This is a genomic window from Methylobacterium sp. Leaf87 (genome assembly GCF_001422775.1).
In the GTDB taxonomy this organism is placed as follows: Bacteria; Pseudomonadota; Alphaproteobacteria; order Rhizobiales; family Beijerinckiaceae; genus Methylobacterium.
Map to the genome: position 1 here is coordinate 69,113 of NZ_LMMI01000059.1, position 19,795 is coordinate 88,907.

Annotated in this window: 16 protein-coding genes; 7 read left to right on the forward strand and 9 right to left on the reverse strand. The window is 66.2% G+C overall.

The features are described from left to right. Positions 1–17: 17 nt before the first annotated feature. Both ASF22_RS20300 and ASF22_RS20305 read right to left on the reverse strand, forming a co-directional pair. Complete coding sequence (locus ASF22_RS20300; protein WP_056267706.1) at positions 18–1,529, reverse strand: glycerol-3-phosphate dehydrogenase; 1,512 nt, start codon at positions 1,527–1,529, stop codon at positions 18–20. Between the two features lie 117 nt (positions 1,530–1,646). Continuing rightward, positions 1,647–1,892 (reverse strand): hypothetical protein, encoded by a 246-nt coding sequence (locus ASF22_RS20305; RefSeq protein ID WP_056267709.1) that lies wholly within the window; start codon positions 1,890–1,892, stop codon positions 1,647–1,649. A 416-nt stretch (positions 1,893–2,308) separates the two neighbouring features. Between ASF22_RS20305 and ASF22_RS20310 the strand changes: the two genes are divergently transcribed. After that, a complete protein-coding gene (locus tag ASF22_RS20310) occupies positions 2,309–3,202 on the forward strand; it encodes an SMP-30/gluconolactonase/LRE family protein (protein ID WP_244474359.1) in 894 nt (297 codons plus the stop codon). A 73-nt stretch (positions 3,203–3,275) separates the two neighbouring features. Next, positions 3,276–5,102, forward strand: a complete 1,827-nt coding sequence (locus ASF22_RS20315; RefSeq protein WP_056267716.1) for a glycoside hydrolase family 15 protein — start codon at positions 3,276–3,278, stop codon at positions 5,100–5,102. Between the two features lie 23 nt (positions 5,103–5,125). Here the strand turns inward: ASF22_RS20315 and ASF22_RS20320 are convergent, their stop codons facing one another. From ASF22_RS20320 to ASF22_RS25090, 4 genes are all read right to left on the reverse strand, one after another. Next, complete coding sequence (locus ASF22_RS20320; RefSeq protein WP_056267719.1) at positions 5,126–6,739, reverse strand: PepSY-associated TM helix domain-containing protein; 1,614 nt, start codon at positions 6,737–6,739, stop codon at positions 5,126–5,128. 17 nt (positions 6,740–6,756) lie between these two features. Continuing rightward, positions 6,757–9,084 (reverse strand): TonB-dependent siderophore receptor, encoded by a 2,328-nt coding sequence (locus ASF22_RS20325; RefSeq protein WP_056267722.1) that lies wholly within the window; start codon positions 9,082–9,084, stop codon positions 6,757–6,759. 653 nt (positions 9,085–9,737) lie between these two features. Then, positions 9,738–9,974 (reverse strand): hypothetical protein, encoded by a 237-nt coding sequence (locus ASF22_RS20330; protein WP_056267724.1) that lies wholly within the window; start codon positions 9,972–9,974, stop codon positions 9,738–9,740. Beyond that, on the reverse strand, positions 9,971–10,330 hold the full coding sequence (locus tag ASF22_RS25090) for a hypothetical protein (protein ID WP_244474360.1): 360 nt from the start codon (positions 10,328–10,330) through the stop codon (positions 9,971–9,973). The genes ASF22_RS20330 and ASF22_RS25090 overlap by 4 nt, the downstream gene beginning before the upstream one ends. Before the next feature lie 41 nt (positions 10,331–10,371). On the opposite strand from ASF22_RS25090, the gene ASF22_RS23495 reads away from it, so the two are divergent. The 4 genes from ASF22_RS23495 to cynS all read left to right on the forward strand — a co-directional run bounded on the left by ASF22_RS23495 (position 10,372) and on the right by cynS (position 12,366). Beyond that, positions 10,372–10,971 carry an AraC family transcriptional regulator gene (locus ASF22_RS23495; RefSeq protein ID WP_082483878.1) on the forward strand — a complete coding sequence of 200 codons (600 nt, stop codon included), beginning with the start codon at positions 10,372–10,374 and terminating at the stop codon, positions 10,969–10,971. A gap of 195 nt (positions 10,972–11,166) precedes the next feature. Beyond that, positions 11,167–11,355 (forward strand): hypothetical protein, encoded by a 189-nt coding sequence (locus ASF22_RS20340; RefSeq protein ID WP_056267729.1) that lies wholly within the window; start codon positions 11,167–11,169, stop codon positions 11,353–11,355. 80 nt (positions 11,356–11,435) lie between these two features. Next, entirely contained in the window at positions 11,436–11,702 is a 267-nt protein-coding gene (locus tag ASF22_RS20345; RefSeq protein ID WP_056267734.1) for a hypothetical protein, read from the forward strand. 175 nt (positions 11,703–11,877) lie between these two features. Then, the gene (gene cynS, locus ASF22_RS20350; protein ID WP_056175899.1) at positions 11,878–12,366 is read left to right on the forward strand and encodes a cyanase; all 489 of its coding nucleotides are present in this window, start codon (positions 11,878–11,880) and stop codon (positions 12,364–12,366) included. Between the two features lie 69 nt (positions 12,367–12,435). Here cynS and ASF22_RS20355 read toward each other — a convergent pair whose 3' ends face one another. After that, the gene (locus tag ASF22_RS20355) at positions 12,436–14,655 is read right to left on the reverse strand and encodes an EAL domain-containing protein (protein ID WP_056267737.1); all 2,220 of its coding nucleotides are present in this window, start codon (positions 14,653–14,655) and stop codon (positions 12,436–12,438) included. A gap of 1,128 nt (positions 14,656–15,783) precedes the next feature. Here ASF22_RS20355 and ASF22_RS20360 point away from each other — a divergent pair. Further along, complete coding sequence (locus ASF22_RS20360) at positions 15,784–16,218, forward strand: helix-turn-helix transcriptional regulator (RefSeq protein WP_156368916.1); 435 nt, start codon at positions 15,784–15,786, stop codon at positions 16,216–16,218. 207 nt (positions 16,219–16,425) lie between these two features. Here ASF22_RS20360 and ASF22_RS20365 read toward each other — a convergent pair whose 3' ends face one another. Both ASF22_RS20365 and ASF22_RS20370 read right to left on the reverse strand, forming a co-directional pair. Next, positions 16,426–17,796, reverse strand: coding sequence for an HlyD family type I secretion periplasmic adaptor subunit (locus tag ASF22_RS20365; RefSeq protein WP_082483880.1), 1,371 nt, complete (start codon positions 17,794–17,796; stop codon positions 16,426–16,428). Then, positions 17,793–19,562 carry a type I secretion system permease/ATPase gene (locus ASF22_RS20370; RefSeq protein WP_056267936.1) on the reverse strand — a complete coding sequence of 590 codons (1,770 nt, stop codon included), beginning with the start codon at positions 19,560–19,562 and terminating at the stop codon, positions 17,793–17,795. The genes ASF22_RS20365 and ASF22_RS20370 overlap by 4 nt, the downstream gene beginning before the upstream one ends. Positions 19,563–19,795 lie beyond the last annotated feature (233 nt).

Below are 19,795 nucleotides of genomic sequence, written 5' to 3' on the forward strand. Positions count from 1 at the left end.
CAAGCCTCCGATCGGCGTCAGGCCGCGCTGGCGACACGGTGGAGATAGGCGTCGAGGGTGGCAACCTCGGACGGCCGGACGCGCAATCCGAGCTTCGAGCGTCGCCAGAGGATGTCCTCGGCGGTGCGCGCCCATTCGACCCGCACGAGGTAGTCGACTTCGGCCCGCGTCAGGTCGGCGCCGAAGACTTCGCCGAGGCCGGCTGGAGCGGTGGCGGTCCCGAGAATTTCCCTCGCGCGGGTCCCATAGGCCCCTGCCAGCCGCGCTGCATGCCCCGGGGCGAGCCAGGGCGCCGCGCCCCGAAGCCTTGCGACCAGGGTCGGCATCCCGTCGCGTGAGAAATCACCGCCCGGAAGCGTGCTTCCAGCTGTCCAGGGCGGCGCCAGGGCAGCGGGGAGGTGAGTCTTCAACCGGTCGAGGGCGTGCTCGGCGAGGCGCCGATAGGTGGTGATCTTTCCGCCGAACACCGACAGCAGCGGCGCTTCGCCATCCGGTGCATCGAGGTCGAGTCTGTAATCGCGCGTGGCCGCCTGGGCCGCGCCGGCCCCATCGTCGTGGAGCGGGCGCACCCCCGAGAAGCTCCGGACCACGTGCTCCGGTCGTACGGGTGCGCGAAACCACCGGCTCGCCGCATTGCAGAGATAGGCGATCTCCTCGGGGCCCGCCGCGACCTGGGCCGGGTCGCCGGCATAGTCGCGGTCGGTGGTGCCGATGAGGGTGAAATCCCCCTCGTAGGGTATCGCGAAGACGATGCGCCCATCGCCGTTCTGGAACAGGTAGGCGCGGTCATGGGTGAACAGGGCCGGTACCACGATATGGCTGCCCTGGACGAGGCGGATGGCGGCCCGCGTGTTGCGGCCGACGATCCCCGACAGCACGTCCGCGACCCAGGGGCCGGCGGCGTTGACGAGCACCCGGGCACGCACGACGGCGTTTCCTCCGGCCGCCCCCGTCTCGATCTCCCAGAGACCGTTCGTCCGACGCGCCCGCATCACTTTCGTGCGGGTGTGGATCGCGGCACCGCGCTCGGCGGCATCCAGGGCATTCAGAACGACGAGCCGGGCATCGTCGACCCAGCAATCGGAATACTCGAATGCCCGCGACGGTCCGGCCCGCAGGGGCGATCCGGCGGGATCGCGGGCGAGGTCGAAGGCGCGGGTCGGGGGCAGGTCACGGCGGCCGCCGAGATGGTCGTACAGGAAGAGCCCGAGGCGCAGGAGCCAGGCCGGGCGCTGCTCTGCCGTCTGCGGCAGGACGAACCGCAAGGGGCGAATGATGTGCGGGGCCATGCCCCACAGAATCTCGCGCTCGATCAGCGCCTCGCGGACGAGCCGGAAAGCACCCTGTTCGAGGTAGCGCAAGCCGCCGTGGACGAGTTTCGTCGAGGCCGACGAGGTGGCGCCCGCGAGATCGCCCTGCTCGAAGAGTACGACGCGCGCGCCGCGCCCCGCTGCGTCCCGCGCGATACCGCAGCCATTCACCCCACCGCCGATGATGGCGAGATCGTAGGGATGGACGTCCTCCGTCACGAGACCTCCGGGCCGAAATCGCTTAGCCGGGCCGATGTCGCGCGCGACGGAGACCGGACCGCCCGCATCCTTCCACGAGGTCGGCCCCGTCGTCGACCGTGACGGAAACGCCCGGTTTCAGGCGGCCAGGGGCAGGACCAACGGTTCGGCCTCGACGGTCGCAACGGCAGCGGCGGAGCGGGGGCCGAACAACGCGGCGTAGAGAGCCGTCGGGTTGTGGCTCCGCCCACTCGCATCGACGATGCGGACATCCGACATGCCGGCGGTCAGGAGGGACAGCCCCTGCTCGAGGGCACTGACGATCGAACCGTGCTGGTACGAGAGCGCGCGCAGCGAAATCCGCGCGTGGACGGTAAAGCTCACGGTTCATATCCTATGATGGCCGCCGAGCCGGCACGGGGCCGGCCCCGATGCAGGGTGTGGAAAACGACGGGGAAGGGAGCGTTCGATATCGGCCCGTTCGATCCGGTGGATCGTTGCGGCGGCCGGCCGTGCATGTGACCGGCAATAATGTCCAAGTCTTGACGAAGTTCTTACGAAATCATGGTGCCCGCCCATTGAACTTCACGAACCGCTGGATCTGTCAGGCGTGCTGTCTGGCCACGCAGGGGGTCGCCGGTTCTGCAGGGGGGATAGGTCGATGCGCGGGGTGGAAGGATTTTCCGCGCGCCTCAAACGTGCGCGGATAAGCACAACCGATCGGCCTTTGGCGTTGATCCGAAAGGAACTTTTGCCCCCATGCGGGCGTCATCGACCGCCGATCACAGCGGGAGATGCGGGTGACGACCGAACCGACGATCCGTGTTCTCGACGCCCCCCGGTGCCATCTCGGCGAGGGGCCGAGCTACGACCCGGCAACGGATACGGCCTGGTGGGTCGATATCCTGGACCGACGCCTGTTCGAAATGCCCCTTGGGGAGGGGGCCGGGCCCGTACGCGTCCACGACTTGCCGTTCATGGCCAGCTACATCGCCGCTATCGACGGAGCGCGCCACCTCCTGGCGGGTGAGGATGGTCTCTATGTCCGCACGCCCTTAGATGGCCGTCTGACGCGTCACTGCGCCCTTGAGGACGACGATCCGTCCACCCGTGCCAATGACGGCCGCGTGCACCCGAGCGGTGCCCTCTGGATCGGCACCATGGGACGCGACGCCGAGCGGGGGCGCGGCGCGATCTATCACGTCGCCGGCACCCGGGTGACGCGGCTGTATTCCGGGATCACGATCCCGAACGGTATCGCGTTCTCGCCCGATGGCGGGGTCGGATACTTCGTCGATACAATGGAGGGCGTGCTTCGGCGCGTCGCCGTCGATCCCGCCACCGGTATTCCGGTGGGGGAGCCGGACACCCATTACCACCACGGCGACGGCCCCGGTGGCATCGACGGGGCGGCGGTGGACGCGGACGGGGTGATCTGGACGGCGCGCTTCGGTGCTGCCTGCCTCGACGCCTACAGCCCGGCGGGAGACCGCATCCTCACCGTTCCGGTGCCGCCGCGCCAGCCGACCTGCCCGACCTTCGCCGGGCGCGACCTCGACCAGCTTTTGGTGACCTCGGCCTACGAGGGCCTGGACGAGGCGGAGCGTGCCGCAGACCCGGAGCACGGCCGGACGCTCCTCGTCGGCATCGGTGCACGCGGGCTGCTCGAACCGGCGTTCCGTCTCACCGCCTGACTGAACCGGTGTTCCGCATCCCACATTTCCACAGAGCGGGCGGCCGCCGAGCAGTGCCCCGCACAGGATCCCCATGACAGCGTTCGGCGACCGGCCCTACCAGCCCATCGAGGCCTATGCCCTCATCGGAAACTGCGAGGGCTGTGCCCTCGTCGCCCGCGATGGCGGTATCGACTGGGCCTGCCTCGAACGCTTCGACGCGGACCCGACCTTTTCGCGGCTCCTCGACCGGACGCGCGGCGGATACTTCACCCTTCAGCCAGCGGAGCGATTCGAGACGGCGCGGCAGTACGTGAGCCGCACCAACATCCTGGAAACGACGTTCACCACCCCGAGCGGCCTCGTCACCGTGCACGACTTCATGGTTCCGAGGCAGGCCGGCGTGGACCGCCCCCGCCTCGTGCGCCTCGTCACCGGTGTGTCCGGCGCCGTCCCGATGGTGACGCTCTACCGCCCCCTCGACGGATTCGCGGAAAGTTTCGCGGATCTGATGATTACGGACGGCCAGGTGACTGCCCCGGATCACCCCCATCTCGTGTCCGATGCGGCGTTCACCGTCGAGGACGGCATCGCGGTGGCCCGCTTCACCGTGGAGGGCGGCCAAGATGTCGGCTTCGCGCTCTATCTCCATGCAACCCCGGCTGCCCTGCCGAAGCTGCGCGACCTGCTGCAGGAGACACGTCGGGCCTGGTCGCTGTGGACGGAGGACGCGGCCTATCGTGGGCCGCTCGCCGATGAACTCATCCGCTCCGCCCTGGTCCTCAAGGCCCTGACCTACGAGCCCACCGGCGCCATCGTGGCGGCGGCCACGACCTCGCTGCCGGAAGAGATCGGCGGCATTCGCAACTGGGATTACCGCTTCTGCTGGATCCGCGACGCGTGCCTGTCGTTCTACGTTCTGAAGAAGTTCGGCATGATCGGAGAGGCGGAGGCGTTCTTCGGCTTCGTGGCCGATCTGGCCGACCGCAACACCGGCGCCCTCGCGCCGCTCTATAGCATCGCCGGCGAGGCAGATCTCACCGAGCGCACCATCACGCATTTCGAGGGCTGGCGCGGCAGTGCGCCCGTGCGCCATGGCAACGAGGCGGCCGAGCAGCACCAGAGCGACGCCTACGGTCAGGTGCTCGATCTCATCTATCTCTACGAGCGCCTCGGCGGCACCCTGAGCGGGTCGATGCGGGCGCACGGCGCGAAACTCGCCGACTTCTCGGCCGCGCACTGGAACGAGCCCGATGCCGGCCTGTGGGAGCCGCGCAAGCCGGAGGAACGCTACCTCCATGCCGCGATCATGAACTGGGTCGCCCTCGACCGGGCGATCCGTCTTTTCGGCGAGCGGCCGGACTGGTGTCGTGAGCGCGACCGGATCGTCGCCTGCGTCAACGGAGAGGCGGTTCACGCGGCGGGTTACTATCCGCAGTTCATCGGTAGCGACGATGTCGATGCCGCGCTCCTCATCGCCCCCATGGTGGGCTTTCCCGCGGACGAGGCGGTCTTCGCCCGCACCGTCGACGAAATCATTGCCCGCCTCGGGCACGATCATCTGGTGTACCGCTACGAGACCGACGACGGGCTGCCGGGGCATGAGGGCACGTTCGTGATCTGCGCGTTCTGGCTCGTCGACGCCCTGCTTTGGCTCGGGCGCGACGGCGAGGCCCGGACCCGCTTCGAGGCCCTGCGCGCCCTTCAGAACGATGTCGGGCTCTACGCCGAGGAGGTGGCGGAGGACGGGACGTTCCTCGGGAACTTCCCGCAGGCGTTCAGCCACCTCGCCTTCATTCACAGCGCGCTGATGCTCGACCTGTTCGACCATGGCGGCCGTGCGGCCCTGAAGGGCACCTACGCCGACCGCTCCTTGCGCGAGACCGCGGCGCGGCGGGCACCGAGCTTGACCACGGCCTAACGCGGATCAGGTCCTGACGCGGATCAGGTCATGGCAGCGTGACGCTCGGCGGCTTGGTGTCCGGCGGGTGCGATCGTTGAGCGGGGCGCCTGCACGGTGGCGGTGCGCCGGTTCGCATCCGGCCCCTGGTAACGTCCGACCTTGCGGGCGCAGAGGGCGAACAGGGCGGTGAGCGCCAGCAGAACGCCGTCGAACCAGAGGAAGAGCGCGGCATCGCCCGTCCCCGCGCGAAGAGGGTGCGCGGGCATGGTGGCGACGTCGATCACCGGCACCGCGAGGGTGAGCATCGCCAGCACCGCCATCGCCTCGACCCAAGCCCTGCGCTGCGGCCGGGCGAGGGGAAGCAGGATGGCGAGCGCCCAGGTGCAGAAGAAGGCGTAGACCTCCCAATCGGCCCGGCCGACCAACCCGACGGGCAGGAGACGGTTGGCGAGGAAGTAGGCGGCGATGCCCCCCGGCAGGCCCGCGACGGTGCCGATGTTGAGGGCCTGCACCAGGCGCAATCCCAGGAACGGCTGCGTGCCGGGCTTCGGCAGGCGCGCCACCGACCACAGGATCAGACCCGTCGCCACCATGGCGCTGCCCATGAGGCCGCAGACGAAGAACAGAATGCGCAGGGCCGTGCCGGCGAAATGCGCCTCGTGCAGGCCGACCATGGTGGTGAAGGTCTCGGCTGCCGGCTTGAGACCACCCTGCAGGACCTCCACGACGGCCCCCGTTGTGCCGTCGAAGGCGACCTGCGGATGCGCGTGCGACAGGCCGTGCGGCTCCTCGAACACCGCCACCACGGTGGCGTTGGCGTCCTTCGGGTTGATGACGGAGAGGCGTTCGAGGGGCTCGGAGACGAGTGCCGTCGCCCGGGTCACCATTGGTCCGACGGGTGCGAGCTGTCCGGGGCGCCCGGCGGCTGGGCGTTGCGCCGTGATCTGTCCGCTCTCGGCGTAGAACGTCTGATTGTCGCCCCGATACGCGGTGGTCACGCCCCACGGCATGTACATCAGCGCGAGGGTGACGATTCCCGTGTAGGTGATCATCAGGTGGAACGGCAGGGCGAGCACGCCGGTGACGTTGTGGGCGTCGAGCCAGCCGCGCTGGGCCGACTTGTCCCGCCGCAGGGTGAAGAAATCCGCGAAGATCCGCCGATGGGTGACGATGCCGGACACGATGGCCACCAGCATGATCATCGCGCAGATGCCGACGATCCAGCGGCCCCAGAGGGGCGGCATGTGCAGTTCGAAGTGGAATCGGTAGAGGAAATCGCCGCCCTTGGTGTCCCGCATGAGGGCCGGGGCACCGGTCACCGGGTCGAGGACGGCATGGCCCGGTGGCGTGCCGGGCTTCGTGCGCCAGAACAGATCGAGGACGGGGCTCTCGGCCCGGGGCAGGCCGATGAACCAGATCCGGGCGTTCGGCGCGTGCTCGGTCATGTAGGCGACGCCGATCTCGGCGGCCTTCGCCAAAGCGGCCGGATCGGTGGCCGCCGAGACATGCTGCAACTCGGGCCGCATCCAGCGCGAGAGGTCGGCCCGATAGTAGCTCGCCGTCCCGGTCACAAAGACCGCCAGCAGCACCCAGCCGACGATGAGGCCGGCCCAGGTGTGCAGCCAGGCCATGGATTGGCGAAAGCCGTTCTTCATGTCCGGCTCCCTGAACCTTACCAGCGGTAGCGCAGGGTCGCGTAGACCGTGCGCGGCAAGCCGTAATAGCAGCTCGTGTAGCCGTTACACCCACTGACGTAGCGCTCGTCGAGGAGGTTGGTGGCGTTGACCTGCATGGAGAAGCCCTGGAGCGAGGGATCGAGATACTTCAGGTCGTAGGAGGCCGTCGCATCCACCAGCACGCTCTCGGGCACCTTGAAGGTGTTGGCGGCGTCTCCCCAGGACGGTCCGAGGTAGCGCACGCCGCCACCGATCTCGAGGCCGAGCATCGGTCCGTCGAGGAAGCGGTAGGTGGCCAGCAGCGAGGCGGTCTTGTCCGGCACCAGTACGGGACGGCGGCCTTCGAGGGCCACGTTCTGCTGGGTTAGGTCGTTCAGGGTCCTTCCGTCGTCACGCACGTTGACGGCGTCGAGAACCGAGAAGCCGCCGATGAGGCTGAGACCTTCGGCGAGGTTCGCCCGTGCCTCGAACTCGAAGCCCTGCACGCCGACCTGCCCGGTCTGCAGCACGAAGCCGGTGGGACGGCCGAGGGTCGTGTCGGCTGTGGTCCGGTTCGACTGGCGGATGTCGAAGGCCGCCGCGGTGAGCAGGATGTCGGTGCCGGGGGGCTGATACTTGATGCCGGCCTCGTACTGATCGCTCAGCTGGGGGTTGGGAATGCGTCCGACGGTGCCGAAGGCGGGGTCGAAGACTCGTCCCGAGACGATGGGCTCGAAGGCCTGGCTGTAGGACACGTACGGGGCGACGCCCGAATCGAACAGGTAGAGCAGGCTCGCGCGCCCGGTGAAGGCATCGGCCGGCGCATCCTGAAGGGTCAGGGTGCTGGTGTTGTTCGCGAGGTTGAAGGACCGGGTCGGACCGGTCTGGCTCGCGACATCGTATCGTCCGCCCAACGTGAGGACGAGACGGTCGAACTTCGCTTGGTCCTGGAAGTAGACGCCGGTCTGCTGCGCATCGACACGCGATGCGGTGTTGAAGGCCGGGAACGCGATGTTCATCGCGTAGTCCGGCGCGAGGGCGTTGAGGCTCGGCGCCGTCGGGAACGGCGTCCCGAGGGTCCGGGTGCTGAAGGTACGGTGGTCGACGCCCACCAAGGCCGTATGGGCGATGAAGCCCGTGTCGAAGGTCATCACCGCGTTGGTGTCCATGGTGTAGGCTTCGGCATCGACCTGTGTGCCGATGACCGCGCGCGGCAGCAGCGGGCCGGACGCGAAGGGCCCGTTGAGTGGGCTGAAGGCGCTGTAGACGCTGCGGTAGTCGCCCTGCGTGCGCAGGTACCGGCCGGCGGAGTGGAACCGGAGGTTCTCGTTCACGCGGTGGTCGAACAGGTACTCGATGGAGGCCTGGGTGCGGTCGGAGCGCTCGATGTTGCGGTCGCCGTCGTAGAAGTTGACGGGGAGGCGACCGATGACGCCGCTGCCGAAGTTGCGCGGGAACACCGTGCCGACCGCCGGGAAGCCGCCGTAGAAGCCCGAGAACGGATCGCGCTGGTAGTTGCCGATGATGGTCAGCGAGGTGTCGGAGGACGGGCGCCACGTCACGCTCGGGTTGATCAGCACACGCTCGACGCGTGTCGTGTCCACGGGGCCGTCGCCGTTCCAGCCGAAGCCGACGATGCGATAGGCGAACTGGTCGGCGAGACCGGGCACGTCGGAATGGATTGGGCCGCCGACATCGACGCCGCCGCGGACCTCGTTGAATCCCCCGCCCTGCACGAAGATCTCGCCGTGCTCCACGAAGCGCGGCACCTTCGAGACGAGGTTGACGATGCCGCCCGGACCCGACTGGCCGTAGAGCACCGAAGCCGGGCCCTTGATGACGTCGATGCGCTCCAAGCGGTAGGGATCGACACTGGCGTTGGCATCGCGCCCACCGAGCAGCGCCATGCCGTCGAGGAAGACCGGAGCGTTGAAGCCGCGAATAAGGAACTGTTCGAGGCGGGTCGAGCCGGCTCCGCCGCGTTGCTCCGTGGTGACGCCGGGCGTGTAGCGCAGCGCTTGGTTGATGGTCAGCGCGTTGGCGTCCTCGATCTGCTTGCGCCCGATCACCGAGACCGATTGCGCCGTCTCCAGGATCGGCGTGTCGGTCTTCGTGGCGACCACGCTGCGAGAGGCGACGTAACCCGGCACGGCTCCGAGGGCGCCCCCCGGATCGGTTCCGGCGACGGCCGGCCCGCGGCCAACCCCCTCGACGGACAGGGTATCGAGCGTCACGGTCTGGGCAGCGGGCTGAGCAGAAGCCCCGCCGGCGGACAGGCCGATCATGGCGACGCTCGAAAGCAACACCAGGACAATCAAGCGTTGACCGCTCGGTTGAATCTGCATCTCGCAAGACTTCGCAGGAACGTGATCCACGGGATTTCTGACTCGCACTGGAACTCGATGAACGCCTGCGCCGGATTGGAATAGTTCTACTTCAGGCATCGGCGCACTCTTTTCATTGGCCATGGCGGCCGAGCGCTGCAAGCGCTATGTTCTGGATCTATTCCAAATCCAAAATACAAAATCACGCCTCGTCCGGGTCTGTGCCCTCCTCCATGCGCGGCCTCTAACTGGCGGCTGCGACGGGGGCGCCGGTTCTGCCTGCACAACGTGCGTCCGCGCGATACCAGAGCGGATCCCGGTGCGGCGGCCTGCACCGAGTCGGCTCGATATGCCCGGGACCGGTACGGCGGTTTCGTGACTGGAACGAGCGTATTCGCCCAGGAAAAAAGCTCTCGCCCGCCTCAAGGCTGAGGTTTCCCTACATCGTCATCGGCTCGGTTTTCGGTGTCGCCGATGCATTTATGCATCGCCCAGGTGACGCCAGCGGTAGACAACTTTTGATTGGCCGAACGCGAAGTTCACCGGCCGGTGGTTTCGATCAGACAACCATCCAACGATGCGCGCCCCCACCGTGCCCCTGAATTTCACCGGTCGGTCTACCTGGTACGTCGATGCCGAGGGATGTCCTGACGACCGCGTTCAGAACGCCAGCTTCATCCCACTGCCGATGTTGCGTGGGGCACCGGCGAGGACACCGAGCCGGGCGTGGCGGCGAGCACCGCGGCCGCGTTCTCCAGGCAGGTTCGGGGATCGACGCTGTTGGCGAGGTTCTGGGCCGAGGCCGCGTAGGTGCGGTCGAGGAGGTTGCGGGCTTCGAGATAGAGGATGACTCGCTTGGCATACGGGCCGGGCAGATCGAGGGCGTAAGGCACGCTGGCGTTGAGGATCATGTCGCCTGGGGGTCGTCAGCAGATCGGCGCTGTCGCGGAAGGCCCCGTCCTGGGCCACGGCCTCGACGAACGTTCCGAACCCATTGAATGGGCCACCGGCCTGCTCGTAGCCGAGCCGCGCCAGCCCGTAGTGGTTGTCCGGGGTCGGTGCCGACTTCGTAGCCGTCGATCTCGCGGCCCGTCCGGGTGCGCAGGGCGATGGCGCCGCCGGTGGAATAGTTGCCGAACAGCGCCGATTGCGACCACCGGAACACGTCGATGCGTTCGGAGGTGCGAGGATCGACAGGTTCGAGGCGCGACACGCCATCGGGCTGGATCAGGGGAAAGCCGTCTTCCAGAGCGACGGTGTTGCGCATGACGCGTGCGGCGCGGGGGAGCTGCCAAGGATGTGCGCGGAATGGTGTCGCCGTTCATCAATCTCCACGGCTTGGTGCTGCCAGCGAGCGGGAACGCCCTGTTTCGGGATCTTCTACAATCTCTGGCGCGCACTGGTGCGACCACGGGAGACCGGACGGAGGCGACCGCCACCGCGACCTTAGGCGCCCTGCTTGGCACGACACTGGGAGTCAGTGCTGGAAACGTGAGCGGCATGCCGCTTTTTGATGCAGCAAAGCGCAGCCAAATGCCCGGCTCCATCGAAGCGAACCCCGCTCGCCTCGATCTCACCGCCGAGTTGATCGCGTTGCGGACGGGTGTGTCGCGCAGCGTGCTGTACCGTATGTTCGAGCCCCTCGGCGGCGTCGCGACTCGGGTGCGGCATCGCCGGCTCCACCCGATGCGCCGGGCCCTGTCCCGTGGGGACGACGTGCGTTCCATCCGGGAGGTCGCCTGGACCAGCGGCTTCACCAGTGCGAACCACGCCAATCGCAGTTTCCGGGAGGCGTTCGGAATGACGCCGGGCGAGTTCCGCCAGCGCATCGTGGTCGCTGGTGCAGGTCCTGCCCGGGATGCTTCGCCGAAAGCGAGCTTCAAGCGCTGGTTCGTCGAGGTCCGCTAATCCGTCTCCGCGAAGGCGGACAGCATGTTTGGGATTTATCGCGATCAGAATGGACCGTTGAGGCAACGCCAAACGATTGCTGCGTTCCCGACCGATCCCTAGAAGAAGCCTCTCCACCGCTGGGCAGGCCTGTACTTCTCGGCGTTCCGAGGAGTGTGTCCCGTGTATCGTCTCCAAATCAGATCCGCCGACGCGATGGTTTGGCGTGCCCCCCAGACCCTCGAAACCTCGCTCCTCGCCGACGCGATGCAACTGGCCGATCGGCTGGCCCGGGCCTGCCGCTGGACGGCGCCGCCGAGCCGCAATGCGACGCGGACCTGGGTCGTCGAACTCACCGGTGAGACTAGCGGCATCTTCTATCGCGCCCCGATACTTCAGGCCTGAAGCCGCCAGTCCCGTTTCACTCATCGATCGTTGCCGGCCGGCGGATTGGTGCCATCGTCTCGCATAGGATGCTTCCGCCCATGGCTCGCCTCACGAAGACACTTCTCTTTCTCGGTCCCCTTCTGGTTCCGACCGTCGCGCAAGCAGATCCCTCGGCGATCCGCGAAGTTCTCAAGCGGTCCTGTACGGAGGATTACCTCGAGCATTGCGGCGACCACGCGCCGGGTGGTCCTGAGGTGGAGGCCTGCTTCCGGGAGAACATCAAGAAGCTCACGCCCGCCTGCGCTTCGGCGATCACGGCCTACAAGCGCGAGCAGAAGGTCAAGCGCGCGACGGAAGTGCATTGAGACGGGCACCCGTCGCAGGCGCCGTCGCCTGACCGGAGAGTCCAGGGGTCGGTCCGGTGACCCGTTCCACCCCGTTCGGGCCGTGGGCGCGGTGGCATGACCCTTGATGACAGGTTGGTCCGCGCATGGATGCCGCCCCTCGCGGCGCTGCGACCGCGACAATCTGGAGACGAGTATGAAGCGTGAAGACCTCACCGAGAAGCTCCTCGACATCAAGCGCGAGAAGGGCTGGACCTGGAAGCATATTCAGGCCGAAATCGGTGGCATTTCGCCGATCCTGATCACTGCCGCGTGCATGGGGCAGATGAAGCTGCCGAAGGCACAGGCGGCGAAGGCGGCGGCCCTGTTCGGCCTCACCCAGGCCGAGGAGCGGATGCTCAACGAGGCACCGTATCGCGGCTCGATTCCGCAGATGCCCCCCACCGACCCCCTGATCTACCGCTTCTACGAACTGGTGATGGTTTACGGTACCACCTGGAAGGAGCTGATCCAGGAGGATTTCGGCGACGGCATCATGTCGGCCATCGACTTCAACATGACCATGGAGCGTGAGCCGAACAACAAGGGCGACCGGGTGAAGATGAATCTCTCGGGTAAGTTCCTGCCCTACAAATATTACGACAACGAGGACGGTGTACCCGAGTACGGCTTCAAGGAAAGCTGAAATCGCGCACTCGATAGCGAGAGGCGGGGTCCGGGCGTTCGACCGGATGCACGCCTCCCGCAACCGCAGTCAGGCGGCGAGCCGGACCGGACCGCCTTCGATCAACCGTGCGATATCCTTGGCCGGTTGCGGCGGATGGAACAGGAAACCCTGTACATCGGTGCAGCCCGCCGCCCGCACGAAGGCCAACTGCTCCTCCGTCTCGACGCCCTCGGCGGTCACCCGGGCTCCGAGATCCACCGCCAGCGCCACGATCGCGCGCGTGATGGCGACGGTCCGTGGATTCGACATGCCGACCACGAAAGACCGGTCGATCTTGATGGTGTCGAAACTGAAGTTGTGCAGGTAGCTCAGGCTCGAATACCCGGTTCCAAAGTCGTCGAGGGCGATGCGGACCCCGAGTTTGCGCAGGCGCCGCATGGTCCTGCTCACCGTTTCGGTCTTCTGCATCAGGATCGTCTCGGTGATCTCGAGTTCGAGGCGGTGCGGTGGCAGGCCCGAGGCCGCGAGGGCGTGCAGGACCGTCTCTTCCATGCTGATCTGCTGGAATTGCAGCGCCGAGACGTTGACCGCGACCCGCACGTGGTCGGGCCACGCGGCCGCCTCCCGGCAGGCTTCCTTCAGGACCCAGGCGCCGAGGGAGATGATGAGGCCGCTCTCCTCGGCCAGCGGAATGAACTCGCTCGGCGCGAGTTCGCCCCTGCGGGGATGGCGCCACCGCATCAGGGCCTCGAACCCCGCGATGGTACCCGTCGCCAGGTCTACGATGGGCTGGTAGTTCAGCAGGAAGCCACCCCGCTTCATCGCGCCCTTCATCTCCGCCTTGAGGGGACCCGGCTGCGTCGACGCCGGATCGGCCGCCGGATCGTGGAAGCGGTGGGTGTTCCGCCCGGCGGCTTTCGCCTGATACAGGGCCATATCCGAGCGCTTGAACAGCGCCACGGCATCGAGGGCGCCCCCACTTTCGAGGGCGATGCCGATGCTGGCCCCGACGCTCATGCTGTGGCCGTTGAAGCCGATGGGGCGGTTGATCGCCTCGATGATGCGCCTTGCGAGGATGCTTGCATCGTCCCGCGTCTCGATCCGGCCCAGGATGATGGCGAATTCATCGCCGCCGAGGCGGGCCACCGTGTCGGTTTCGCGCACGACGGCGAGGAGGCGCGCGGCGATGATCTGCAGCAGGTGGTCTCCGGCGGGATGACCGAGGGTGTCGTTCACGAGCTTGAACCGATCGAGGTCGCAGGTGAGGACGGCGACCCGGGTGCCGTGCTGCGCCGCGTAACGGGTCTCCTCCGCCAGACGTTCCCAGAACAGGGTTCGGTTGGGCAGGTCCGTCAGGGGATCGTGCAGGGCGAGATGGGCGATGCGCCGTTCATCGGCCTTGCGCTCGGTGATGTCGCGTAGGGAGGTCACGTATCCGGCCGGTGCGCCCGTCATGGGATCGCGCGCGAGGCTCTGCGACACGTCCATGAACACCCACGTCCCGTCCTTGCGCCGGTAGCGCTGGCAGGTGGAGGCATGCTCCACCCGGCCGCTGGTGAGGTCGTCGAGGACGCGGCTGAAGTTCCCCGCATCGTCGGGATGAACGAAGTCGAGGGGTTTCGTGCCCAGCATTTCCTCGGGCGTGTAACCGAGTACCGTCCGGATGGAGGGCGAGACGTACAGACGCGTGGTATCGAGCCCCGACCACAGGATCACATCCGTGGTGGTCTCGGCCAGGAGCCGGAAGCGTTGCTCGCTATCCCGCAAGGCGCACTCCGCCTTGAGGCGCCTGGCCGCGTCCGCCTCACCGTCGACCCGAGCCTCGTGAAGGCGCAGGTGTGCTTCGACGATGAGGGCCAGGTCCCTGAGTTGGCGCGCGTGTCGCTCGGTGAAATCCGGCCTCGGCGTACAGTCCATGATGCAGAAGGTGCCGAGGTTGAACCCGGAACCCAGGGCGAGCGGCACGCCGGCATAGAAGCGGGCATTGGGTGGCCCGGCCACGAGCGGACTTTCGGCGGATCGGGGATCTCCCGTGAGATCGTGAATGATCAGCGGTGAACCGGCTTGATTCTGGATCGTCAGATCGCAGAACGCACCCTCTCGGTCGATGCCCTCCCCGTCGACACCCCACTTGGCCTTGAACCAGACGCGCGTCTCATCGACGAGGAGCACCAGGACCATGGGCACGTCGAACATGTCGGAGGCGATGCGGCACACGGCGTCGAGATGCGGCTCGGGCGTGGACCCGAGGATGCGCAGGCGATGCAGGGCGTCCAACCGTTCCTGCTCGTGGGTGGGATGCACCATGGACATCGCGCTCCTGTCTTGCGTGTCTTGCAACCAGGACACAGCCTGAGTGCGAACTTCTAGCTTCGATCGAACCTGATCGATGTTAGTGCGAAGTTATGGAAGAGAAACTCGCCTTTCAGTTGATCTGCGACTATGGTTTGAAAGTGCTTAAGATCGTGAGGCTACAAGCATCGGGGCGGTCGTCGCGTACCCCCGATGGCAGGCCGAGCGGTCGTGGTTAAGTGCCTGATCGATCTCGATCATCGCGTGGTCCGGAGGGGCACCAGAAACACGGCTGGTTGGCTCTGGCAACATCCAAGCCTTCCGTTGAAGAATGTTCGGGGATGTGGATAGCGATTCATCTGGCGATACATGTCGCCTCAGTAGCATTCGCCAGATGTACTATTTCAAGCTTTCTCGTACGCCACGAAAGGGCGCGAATCCGATGCGGATGTTGCTGCGGAGCACGGGACGTTCGACGGCTCTTGCATCGGGCAGGCGGCGCATTTGCAACGGAGGGGTGAGAACGACGCGCCTTGTGCGCCCGTCCAGGGCATTGGCCGCTCCGTCCAATCCATTATAATTTTACACCTTTTCGAAATACCGCAAAAAAATAAACTCAACCGCTGGCGCCGTTTGCCATACCCTCCAAATCATGGCTGTTTCCCAACCCAAATTTCAATTTGTTTGTCTTGATCTTAGTATCAGGTCATCCTGAACCTAGTTTATTTTGAGGATTGCTTGCTACCTAAGTATTTTGAAGTTTACTCCAGACCGAGTGGCATGCTGGCCTTCGGGCTTATTTGCCTGTAGGAGTGCCGGTCATACCTGGGCGGGCGAAGTCCGTGCACATCGAATGGCCGGGGGGCTTGGTATTCAGCGTCGACCAAGTCTCCATACACGCAAAACTTGCATTATCCGAAGCGAGGATGTAGCAAAGACAATAATGGTGAGTTTGCGGCAAAAAGTTCGATCGGTGAATTTAACCTATGATCGGGTATCCGCTGGCGAACACCTTAATGTGAAACCCGGGTTGGATTGGCGCTTCGCTGTTTCTCCCTTACAGCTCGCCGCGGATCAGAGTTCCAGGCATGTGCGAGGCTTGGAGAACGTGACGAATGGGTTTCTGGTAACTGGACGGCGTTCGTGAAGCCAGTGACAAAGACCAAGATCGAGCAAGACGTTATGGCTGAGCCGAACAAAGAGTTTGCCGCAGGTGAGATTGGTCACCGCATCAAATCCTTGCGGCGTTCGGCTGGCCTGAGCCAAGCCAATCTCGGTAACGCGCTCGGCGTGACGTTCCAGCAGGTCCAGAAGTACGAAAGCGGTCGTAGCCGGATCGCGGCCGATAAGCTTCACCAGATCGCTCAGACGATGGGTGTCGATATCAGCTACTTTTACGATGGAAAGCCCGAGAACAGCGCAGCCGAGCGGGGCGCTTTGGCTTCTCCCGTGAGCTCGAGCGCCAATGCAGAGGATAAGATCTTCAGGGATTCGTTCGAGAAGATCCGGGATCCGCGCGCACGCTATCTCCTGTCCGAGCTTGCCCGCGTGATTTGCGAGATCGAAGCCGGACGGTAGCGTACTGAGGCCGGTCCGGCCCGCCGCGAAGTCACGGACGCGTGCGCTGGGGCGAGCGTGGTCCGCTTCACCCTCCCGTCTTGCGAGTCCCCCACCGTTTCTCCGAACCGACAGCGAGCCCCTCGGTTGCCCGAGGGGCGAAGCGGCGCGGTACTGAGCCGAACCCCCGGGCTCGCCTCAGTACCATGACCGGACGAAAGCCACGGTTCAGCGTTCCCGCCAAGCCTTGGCGACCTGATCCCCCAACGGCTTGAGGAGATACGAGAGGACCGAGCGCTCGCCGGTTTGGATGTAGGCTTCCACCGGCATGCCTGGTACGAGGCGCACCTTGCCCAGGCGATCACGCTGTGCCTCGGGCACGCGGATCCGGGTGGTGTAGTAGCTGACCCCGGTTTTCACGTCCTGGCTCACATCCGCCGAGATGCGGGTCACGAGACCGTCGATCTCGGGTGTGACCCGCTGGTTGAAGGCGGGAAACCGCAGCACGGCCTCCTGATCGAGATGGACGTTGTCGATCTCCTGCGGCTGGATCCGCACCTCGACGGCGAGGCTGTCGGCATCGGGCACGATCAGCATCGCGGGTTCGCTCGGGACCACCAGGCCGCCGACGGTGTGCACTGTCATCTGATGCACCACGCCGTCCTGCGGCGCGCGCAGGTCGGTGCGTTTGAGCTGGTCCAGGGCCGCGACGCGCTTCTCCGCCAGCTCGGACCAGCGCCCGCGAATGTCGGCGAGTTCCTTGCCGACTTCGCCGCGCATGTCCTGATCGATCTGCAGGATCTGCAGCTCCGTCTCGGAGATCTTGCCCCGTGCCTGAGCCTGCGCGGCGATGAGCTGACCGCGCTCGCCCTTGAGACGGGCAGCATCCCGCTCCAGGGCCGTCACCCGCGAGAGGGCGACGAGGTTCTTCGCCCGTAACTCATGGACGCCTACGAGTTCGTCACCGATGAGGGTGATCTCCTGCGCCTTGGCGGCGGCCTGTTCGGTCAAGCCGCCGATCTCCTGCCGGATCTGGAGGACCCGCTGCTCCAGCTGAGCCTTCTGGCCCTCGCGCCCCGACCGCCGCGTCTCGAACAGGCGAACCTCGCCGTCGATGAGCTGGGCGACGGCGGCGTCCGCGGATCGGCGGGCGACGAGTTCGTCGGGAAACCGGATGTGCGGGGTCCCGTCCCGTTCGGCCTCGTTCCGGGCCCGGCGGGCGCTCAGCTCGTCCATGGCCTTGAGGACGATGTCGAGGTTGGCCCGAATCTGGGTCTCGTCGAGGGTGATGAGGATGTCGCCGGCGGTGACCCGGGATCCGTCGCGGACTCGGATCGTACCGACCACGCCGCCGGTCGGATGCTGGACCTTCTTCACGTCGCTCTCGACCACGAGTTGGCCCGACGCCATGACGGCTCCGTGGATGGGGGTGAAGGTGGCCCATCCGCCGACACCGAAGACCAGCACGGAGATCACAGCGGAAACGCTGAGAAGGTGGACGCCGATGGATCGATCCGCGTCGAACGGCCGGGCACCGGCCCCGCTGGGAGACGGAACCACTGGAGTGGGGATTGTGGGATTGGGGATCGCGGAGGTCATGCGCGTGCCTTGAGGTTCGCTTGCGGGGCGGGGTCGGCCTGGACCGCGGGGGGGCGTTTCGATGCGCGGACGCTCGGCACGGCCGTCGGGCGCATCAGCTGCTTCATGATCTCGTCCTTGGGGCCGAAGGCTCGCGCCCGGCCCTCTTCCATGACGAGGAGGAGATCGACGGCCGCGAGGGCGCTCGGCCGGTGGGCGACGACGACGACGATGCCGCCGCGCTGCCGCACGCTGAGCATGGCGCGGGTGAGAGCGAGCTCACCCGGCTCGTCGAGGTTGGCATTGGGTTCGTCGAGGACCACGAGGAACGGATTGCCGTAGAGCGCGCGCGCCAGCCCGATCCGCTGGCGCTGGCCGGCAGAGAGGTTCGCGCCGCTCGGTCCGATCTGGGTCTCGTAGCCCTCCGGCATCCGCAGGATGAGATCGTGCACGTCGGCCGTGCGGGCGGCGGCGATCACCGCCTCCGCATCGGGGGAGGGGGACAGCCGGGCGATGTTCGACGCGATGGTTCCGGCAAAGAGCTCGGCGTCCTGCGGGAGGTAGCCGATATGACGGCCGAGGCTGTCCGCGTGCCACTGATCTAGGGTGGCGCTGTCGAGGCGGATCGAACCGCGGGCCGGGGTCCAGACGCCCACCAGCGCACGCGCGAGGGTGGATTTGCCCGATGCGCTCGGGCCGATGATCCCGACGCCCTGACCGGCCTTCAGTCCGAAGCTCATGTCGGAAACCACCACCCGTTGGGTGCCGGGCGGCACGAGACAGGCCTGCTCCACGGTCAAGGCCTCGCGCGGGGCGGGAAGTTCGAGGGTGTCGGCCTCCGGGGCGAACCGGGTCAAGATCTCGTTGAGACGGGCCCATCCCTGTTGGGCGGCGACGAATCCCTTCCAATGGGCGATGGCGATCTCCGCCGGGGCCAGGGCCCGGGAGACGAGGATCGACGATGCGATGATGATGCCGCCCGTGGCCTGGCCCTGGATCACCAGATAAGCGCCGAGCGCCAGGACCCCGGACTGCAGGATCATGCGAAACACCTTCGAGGCGGTGCCCAGCGCCCCGGCGATGTCCGAGACGCGGCGCTGTCGGCTGAGGTAGGATCTGCTCTCCTCGCTCCAGATCCGTGCGAGGTTCCGTTGCATGCCCATGGCGTGCAGCACCTCCGCATTGTGGCGCCCCGCATCCGAGAGTTCGTTGCGGCGTGCGCCGTGCCGGGTGGCCTCGCGCTGCGGCTGCCGGGTCAGCCGGTCCGTCAGCAGGGTCAGCACCGCCAGGATCACCGCACCGGCGAAAGCCGCGAGCCCGATGAGCGGATGGAACAGGAAGCAGATCGCGAGGTAGACCGGCAGCCAGGGCAGATCGAAGAACGCCGTCGGTCCGAGGCCCGAGAGGAAATTGCGGATCTGGTCGAGATCCCGCAGCGGCAGCAACCCGTCGCCACCGGTCGGCGACTTCAGTGGGTAGCGCACGACCGCGTCGAACACGCGGGGCGCGACCGCCTCGTCGAGGGAGCATCCGATCCGGGCGAGCACCCGTCCGCGGATGAGCTCGATAATCCCCTGGAACAGGAACAGGGCGAGGGCGAGGGCGCCGAGGCCGATGAGCGTCGGAATGGAACGGGCCGGGATCACACGGTCGTAGACCTCCAGCATGAAGAACGACCCCGTCAGGTACAGGACATTGACGACACCGCTCATGACCGCGACGCCGAGGAAGGCACGTCGGCAGCGCAGGAGCGCTCGCCTCAACTCGGATGTTTGATCCGCTCGCATGCCAGATCGCCTCTCGATGGTGATGATGCGGGAGTATGGCGAATTCATTCGCCTCTATATCGTTAATTTGAGCGAATTCGGTTGTGCTAATTCGCCTAGAGCAGGGATGGGCACAACCATGACGAACGGGCGACTGTTAAGACATTCCTAAAATGCCGACCCGTGAACCGGAAAATCCGAACACGATCGGCAGTTAAAATCCGATCTTTACCGTTCATTCACAATAATTGGGA